The organism is Saccharomonospora halophila 8, from assembly GCF_000383775.1.
GTDB lineage: Bacteria > Actinomycetota > Actinomycetes > Mycobacteriales > Pseudonocardiaceae > Saccharomonospora > Saccharomonospora halophila.
Map to the genome: position 1 here is coordinate 5,681 of NZ_KB912552.1, position 7,603 is coordinate 13,283.

Sequence of the window (7,603 nt, forward strand, 5' to 3'; positions counted from 1 at the left end):
CCGTGGCGCGTCCCTCCGACTGGCCCGCACCGCCGACGCGCGGGGCCGGGGCATCGTCCCCACCTTCCGCGGCGAGCGCTGCGTGCACCAACCTGCGCACCGTGTCCGGATCGGGCTTCACCGGTCGCGCGATCTCCGCGTCGCCGAACCCGGACACCGCCGCGTCCTGCCGGGAGGCGGGACCGGGGGCCGGGTCGGTGATCGACCGCGACGGTTCGGGGGCCTGCGTACCGTCCGCGTCCACCACACGTCCTCCTCGCGCGTCTGTCCCGTCTCACGCGGTCGCACCACCGGATGCGGTCTCAACCGGTCACGGTCGGTGCATCCCAGCGTAGCGACCGTCCCGGCACACGCCATCCGTCATCGGTGCACCGTCGTCGTCACTGATCGCGATCAACGGGGTGGACGCGGGTCAGTCCCCGGATCCGGTCGACCCGGCACGGGAGGTCGCCGCGGATCGGGACGACGCGGCCCCGGAGCCCGTGGACTTCGCGGTCGTCGACTTCGAGGTCGTCGACTTTGAGGTCGTCGACTTCGACGCCGTGCTCTTCGAGCCGGCCGACTTGGACCCCGTCGACTTGGACCCCGTCGACTTGGACCCTGTCGACTTGGACCCTGTCGACTTGGACCCTGTCGACTTGGACCCTGTCGACTTCGAGGCGGTCGACTTGGAGGCGGTCGCCTTGGAGGCCGTCGACTTGGTAGACGAGGACGTCTCCGACGACGCGGTCGTCGACTTCTTCTTCGTGCCCTTCTTCGGGGCGGGCCCCTTGGCCCGCTTCTCGGCGAGCAGCTCCGCGGCCCGTTCCCGGGTCAGGTCCTCGACACTGTCCGAGCGGCGCAGGGAGGCGTTGTACTCACCGTCGGTCACGTACGGCCCGAACCGGCCGTCCTTGACCGTCATCGGCTTGCCGGACTCCGGGTCCTCGCCCATCTCCCTGAGCGGCGGTTTCGGCGCGGCCTGCCTGCCCCGGCGCTTCGGCTCGGCGTACAGCTTGAGCGCCTCGTCCATCGTGATCTCGAAGATCTGCTCCTCGCTGTTGAGCGAACGCGAATCCGTGCCCTTCTTCAGGTACGGCCCGTACCGGCCGTTCTGCGCGGTGATCTCCTCCCCGCTCTCCGGGTCGGTGCCCACCACGCGGGGCAGGGACAACAGATTCAGCGCGTCGTCGAGGGTCATCGACTCGATCGACATGGACTTGAACAGGGACGCGGTGCGGGGCTTCGGCTTCTTCGCCTTCGCCGTCTTCTTCCCGTCGGCCGGTTCCTCCGGCTCGGGCAGCACCTCGGTGACGTACGGTCCGAACCGGCCCTCCTTGGCCACGATCTCGTGCCCCGTCTCCGGATCGGTGCCCAGCGTCCGGCCCTCCTGGGGAGTGGCGAACAGCTTCTCGGCCACCTCGACGGTCAACTCGTCCGGCGGCAGGTCGTCGGGCAGGTTCGCCCGCTGCGAGCCGCCCTCGCCGTCCGGGCGTTCCAGGTACGGGCCGTACCGGCCGACCCGGACGACCACCAGGCGGCCCTCGTCGTCGGTGAACATCGGGATCGAGTTGATCTCGCGGGCGTCGATGTCCTCGACCCCCGAGCCGACGAGCTTCTTCAGTCCGCCGAGCCGGCCGATCGAACCGTCCGCGCCCAGGTCACCACCGAAGTAGAACCGGGAGAGCCAGTCGGTGCGCTGTTCGTCCCCAGAGGCGATCCGGTCGAGCTCGTCCTCCATCGCGGCGGTGAAGTCGTAGTCCACGAGCCGCTCGAAGTGCCGCTCCAGCAGCCCCACCACGGAGAACGCCACCCAGGACGGCACCAGCGCGGAGCCCTTCTTCCACACGTAGCCGCGGTCCTGGATCGTGTTGATGATCGAGGCGTAGGTCGACGGCCTGCCGATACCCAGCTCTTCGAGCTTGCTCACCAGGGCCGGTTCGCTGTAACGGGCGGGAGGCGACGTGGCGTGCGCATCGGGGTTCAGCGCCGTCGCCGTCATCGGCAGGCCGGTCGACAGGTGCGGCAGCCTGCTCTGCTTGTCGTCGGCCTCGCCGCCCGCCTCGGCGTCGACGGACTCGACGTAGGCCCGCAGAAACCCGGGGAAGGTGATCGTGCGACCGGAGGCGGAGAACACGCACTCCGCACCGTCGGCGGCGGTGCCGGTGATGCGCACCGACATCGTGGTGCCCTTGGCGTCGGCCATCTGGGAGGCGATGGTGCGCTGCCAGATCAGCTCGTAGAGCCGGAAGGAGTCGGTCTCCAGCTCATTCGCCACCGCACCGGGTGTCGCGAACACCTCACCCGCCGGGCGGATCGCCTCGTGCGCCTCCTGGGCGTTCTTCACCTTGCGGTTGTACTGCCTCGGCTTGTCCGAGACGTGGTCCGCGCCGTACAGCTCGGTCGCCTGGTTCCGCGCGGCCGTCAGCGCCGCCTCGGACAGCGTCGTCGAGTCCGTCCGCATGTAGGTGATGTAGCCGTTCTCGTAGAGCCGCTGCGCGATGCGCATGGTGCGCTCCGACGAGAACCGCAGTTTGCGGCCCGCCTCCTGCTGCAGGGTGGAGGTCATGAACGGCGCGTACGGCCGCCGGGTGTAGGGCTTCTCCTCGACGTTGGAGACGGCGAGTTCGCGGTCGGCCAGCGCCCCGGCGAGCCGGGTCGCCTCCGCCTCGTCGAGCACCCGCACGTCGGCCGAAGCCCGCTTGAGCTGCCCGTCGGGGCCGAAGTCGCGGCCCGTGGCCAACCGCGCACCGTCCACGGTGGTCAGCCGGGCCGGGAAGGTCCGTGGGGACGCGTCGTCGCCCGCGTCCATCGTCGCCGCGATGTCCCAGTAGGACGCCGAGGTGAACCGCATCCGCTCACGCTCGCGCTCCACGACGATCCGTGTGGCCACCGACTGCACCCGGCCGGCCGAGAGCTTCGGCATGACCTTCTTCCACAGCACCGGCGAGACCTCGTAGCCGTACAGCCGGTCCAGGATGCGCCGGGTCTCCTGCGCGTCGACCAGGTCGGAATCGAGTTCCCGGGTGCTCTCCGCGGCCGCGCGGATGGCCTGCTCGGTGACCTCGTGGAACACCATGCGCCGCACCGGGACCTTCGGCCGCAGCGCTTCGAGCAGGTGCCAGGCGATCGCCTCCCCCTCGCGGTCGGGGTCGGTGGCGAGATAGAGCTCGTCGACGTCGGCGAGCAACCCCTTGAGCTCGGTGATGGTCGACTTCTTGTCCGGCGAGACCACGTAGAGCGGCTCGAAGCCGTTGTCGACGTCCACCCCGAGTCGGGCCCAGGGCTGGCCCTTGTACTTGGCGGGGACGTCGGCGGCACCACGGGGGAGGTCCCGGACGTGCCCGCGGGACGACTCGACGACGTACCCGCTGCCGAGGTACGGAGCGATCTTGCGGGCCTTGGTCGGCGACTCGACGATCACCAGGCGGCGCCGGCCGTTGCCGCCCGCGCCCTCCGTCGCGCGATCGTCGGACGGGGAGTCCTCCCGCGCCACGGTTCGTTTCGTCCGTGTCGATCCAGCCACGCTTCGTCCGCTCTCTCGCTCGTTCTCTGCTCGTTGTTCGATCCGCCAGTGTGCACGCCGCGACGACGCCCCGTCCGCTCAGGTACTCCGACACGCCACGGATCCGTCCGCGCCGGGGTGCGCCGACCACGGCCGTCACCGCAGGTGACATCCACGGCCGTCGGCACCCGGATCCCTTTTCACACCTAGCACGCCACGCCCGGCGATCGCCGCCCGGGGCCACTGGGTAATCATCTGGACACGCATGGTGTCCACCTGTTCCGCCGGACCCCGACCTCCCGGTGTTCCCCGGTCGTGCCCGGGAAAACGACCCGGACGGCGGTGGTTGTTCCCGGAGTGCGCCCGGCCCCACCCCGCTCCGGTCGGCGGTGACGTCGTGTCCCGAACCGTCGCACCCCGTCACCGGGCCCCGACCGCACAGTCACCGTCCGCACGGTCGTCGCCCGCGAGCAGGGGTCCGCGACGTCCGACCCGTGGTCGAGGTCACCGCCCGCTGTTGGTGCCGCCCTCGGCGTCCGGCGCATCGATCCGGGGAGCCGCACCGCCCTCGGTGAGCTCGCGGCACGCGGGGGCCTGCGCACCGGCCCGGCTGAGTTCCGGCACCGAGTCGAATCCCTCCAGCAGGTTGAGCTCCCCGATGTCCTCCAGGGGCGCATTGACCCGGCCGAGCGCGTCCCGGCTGGCACGGACGCCGTCGGCCGCGTCGAGTTCCGACCGGACGCCCGCCGCCGCGTCCCGGATACCGGTGTAGGTCGTCACCACCCGCTCCCGGACCCGCTCGGCGCCCTCGGACGGCGCCCGGTCCAGCGATTCGAGGCGGTCGAGCGCGCGGTCGAGGCCCCCGACGACCGCCCGCAGCATCTCGCTCGACGTCCGTGCGGCGCTGGCCGCGGTGCTCGGATCGATCGTCGGCATGTCCGAGACCGTCCGCACCACCTCGGTGACCGCACCGCAGTAGTCGTTCACCCAGTTCACCGTCGAGCCATCCGGGACCGGGCCGGGCGGCCGAGCGGCCGAGCCGTGCGCGGAAGACCCCGAGGACTCCGCGGCCCCCGAGGGTCGAGCCGACGTCGGGGACGGTGCCCCGGCCGGAGCACCACACCCGGCGACGAGCACTCCCGCGACCGCGCCGACGACCGCGAGGGCGAACCTGCCTCCGAGCGGGCGCACGCCGCACCTCCTCACGAGCGACCGGCCGGACCACGGATCTCCCCGACTGTACTGACGGGGTCCGGAGGTCTGCCCCGACGTCCAGGACCCCGACATCACACGATCGGATGAGACGGGCCGGGCGCGGACGGCAGGGAAGCCGCCACGCCCGGCCCGGTCCCGGTGGCTCGGTCGGTGGATCAGGAGTTGGCGCCGGACTCCTGTGCCGCCGGGTTGTCGGTCATCACCGACGCCCGCCGCTTGGACACCACGATCGCCGCCACGATGATCAGCACCGAGACGAGCGCGATCGCCAGCCTGGCGCCCAGCGAGGCGTACTCACCGACGGTGAGGTACACGATCGCCGGCGCGATCAGCAGCGAGACCAGGTTCATGACCTTCAACAGCGGGTTGATCGCCGGGCCCGCGGTGTCCTTGAACGGATCGCCGACGGTGTCCCCGATGACAGTGGCGGAGTGCGCCTCGGAGTTCTTGCCTCCGTGGTGGCCGTCCTCGACGAGCTTCTTCGAGTTGTCCCAGGCGCCACCCGAGTTCGCCAGGAAGACCGCCATCAGCATGCCGGTCGCGATCGCCCCGCCGAGGTAACCCGCCAGCGCCCCGGTGCCGAGGCCGAAGCCCACGGCGATCGGGGCGAACACCGCGAGCAGGCCGGGTGTGGCCAGTTCCCGCAGCGAGTCGCGGGTGACGATGTCGACCACCCGGCCGTACTCGGGGCGGGTGGCGCCGTCCATGATCCCGGGGATGTCCCGGAACTGGCGCCGCACCTCGTAGACGACGGCGCCCGCCGCACGGGACACCGCGCTGATCGCCAGTCCGGAGAACAGGAACACCACGGCGGCGCCGATGATCACGCCGACCAGCGTGTTCGGCGCGATGATCGAGCTGACGAAGGACTCGCCGAGGTCCCGGGCCGTGGCGCCGGTGTCGGCCAGCGCCTCGTTGATGGCCGCCGAGTAGGAGCCGAACAGCGCGGTCGCGGCGAGCACCGCCGTGGAGATCGCGATGCCCTTGGTGATCGCCTTGGTGGTGTTGCCGACGGCGTCCAGCTCGGTGAGGATCCGCTCGCCCTCACCGTCGGTCAGGTCGCCGGACATCTCGGCGATGCCCTGCGCGTTGTCGGCCACCGGGCCGAAGGTGTCCATCGCGACGATCACGCCCACCGTGGTGAGCAGGCCGGTACCGGCGAGCGCGACGGCGAACAGGGCGACCCCGCCGCCGAGCAGGTAGGCGCCGAACACGGCGGCCCCGACGACGAGCGCGGTGAACACCGCCGACTCGAAGCCGACCGAGATGCCGGACAGGATCACCGTGGCCGGCCCCGTCTCCGAGGTCTTGCCGACGTCGCGGACAGGCTTGTTCTCCGTGCCGGTGTAGTAGCCGGTCAGCCAGAGGATGACCCCGGCGAGCGCGATGCCGATGATCACCGAGAACGTCGCGACGACCGCCGGGCTGCCGCCCGCGTCGGGGGCGGCGAACGAGCCGGGAAGCAGCGTGAACGCCGCGATCGCCGAGAGCACCGCCGAGATGGCGGCGGAGATGTAGAACGACCGGTTGATCGTGGTCAGTCCGCCCTCGCCCGCACGGGCCCGGGTGATGTAGATGCCGATGACGGCGGTGATCACACCGATGGCCGGGATGATCAGTGGGAAGACCAGCCCGTCCCCGGCCGCACCGAAGGCGGCGCTGCCCAGGATCAGCGCGGCCACCAGCGTGACCGCGTAGGACTCGAACAGGTCGGCGGCCATCCCCGCGCAGTCACCGACGTTGTCGCCGACGTTGTCCGCGATCGTGGCCGCGTTGCGCGGGTCGTCCTCGGGGATGTTCTGCTCCACCTTGCCGACCAGGTCGGCGCCCACGTCGGCGGCCTTGGTGAAGATGCCGCCACCGACACGCATGAACATCGCGATGAGCGCGGCGCCGAAGCCGAAGCCCTCCAGGACCTTCGGGGCCTGGCCGGTGTAGACGAGGACGACGACCGAGGCACCGAACAGTCCCAGGCCCACCGTGAACATGCCGACGACACCGCCGGTGCGGAAGGCCAGGCGCATCGCCTTCTCCCGGCCGCCGTTCTCCCGGGCCGCCGCGGCCACCCGCACGTTGGCCCTGGTGGCCAGCCACATGCCGAGATAACCGATGAAGAACGAGAAGGCCGCGCCGATCAGGAAGAACACGGAGCGGCCGATGCGCTCGCCCCAGTCATCCGCCGGGAGCGCGAACAGCAGGAGGAACACCACCACGCCGAAGACGGCGAGCGTTCTCCGTTGTCGGTTGAGGTAGGCGGCCGCACCTTCCTGCACGGCCCGGGCGATCTCCTGCATCTTCTCGGTGCCCTGCCCCGCGGCCAGGACCTCCTTGAGCAGGAGAACACCGATGACCACCGCGGCAAGGGCGATCACGGCGACCACGGCCACGATGCCGTAGTCACTCCCGGAGAGTTCCGCCGTACTCTCCGCGAGAATGTGCCGGGACATTCGTCCTCCTGAAACGTCGCCTGTCGTCGACGCCGCCAGCGGTGCGTGTCCACTGTGCTGCAGCCGACATTGGGATCTACACCACTAACGGTGTGTTCCGGCGGAGTCTATTGGTACTGCGCCGATCACGGGCAAGGTGACCCATCTCGCACCCGGAGAAACACCATGTGAGTCCACTCACTCACCCGATGTGTCGATCGTCACGCGACCGGATGTGGGATCCTCGGCGGAATGCGGGGCGACAAGTCGACATGACGATGTGGACGCCACCGCCGGTGTGGACGGTGTCCGGCACTGGTGCACGATGAGCGTGCGGAACGGGCAGGCAGCCGCGGCCGGGACGGCCGGGAGGACACGACGGATGACGACGACGGAACCAGCGGAGTTCGACCGGGGCCGCGACGCGCGGCGGCTGCTCGGCCGGACCACCGCGGGCATCCCCCGCGAGCGCCACCCG

General features: G+C 70.7%; 3 protein-coding genes and 1 pseudogene. All 4 read right to left on the reverse strand.

The window, feature by feature from the left end; genetic code table 11:
• Positions 1–247, reverse strand: a pseudogene (locus SACHA_RS25360) (hypothetical protein); the annotation flags it as partial.
• 165 nt (positions 248–412) lie between these two features.
• Positions 413–3,475, reverse strand: a complete 3,063-nt coding sequence (gene topA / locus SACHA_RS0111510; protein ID WP_019809849.1) for a type I DNA topoisomerase — start codon at positions 3,473–3,475, stop codon at positions 413–415.
• Between the two features lie 513 nt (positions 3,476–3,988).
• Positions 3,989–4,471, reverse strand: a complete 483-nt coding sequence (locus SACHA_RS21685; protein ID WP_020628622.1) for a hypothetical protein — start codon at positions 4,469–4,471, stop codon at positions 3,989–3,991.
• Positions 4,472–4,854: 383 nt separating this feature from the next.
• Positions 4,855–7,146 carry a sodium-translocating pyrophosphatase gene (locus SACHA_RS0111520; protein WP_019809852.1) on the reverse strand — a complete coding sequence of 764 codons (2,292 nt, stop codon included), beginning with the start codon at positions 7,144–7,146 and terminating at the stop codon, positions 4,855–4,857.
• Positions 7,147–7,603: the final 457 nt, after the last annotated feature.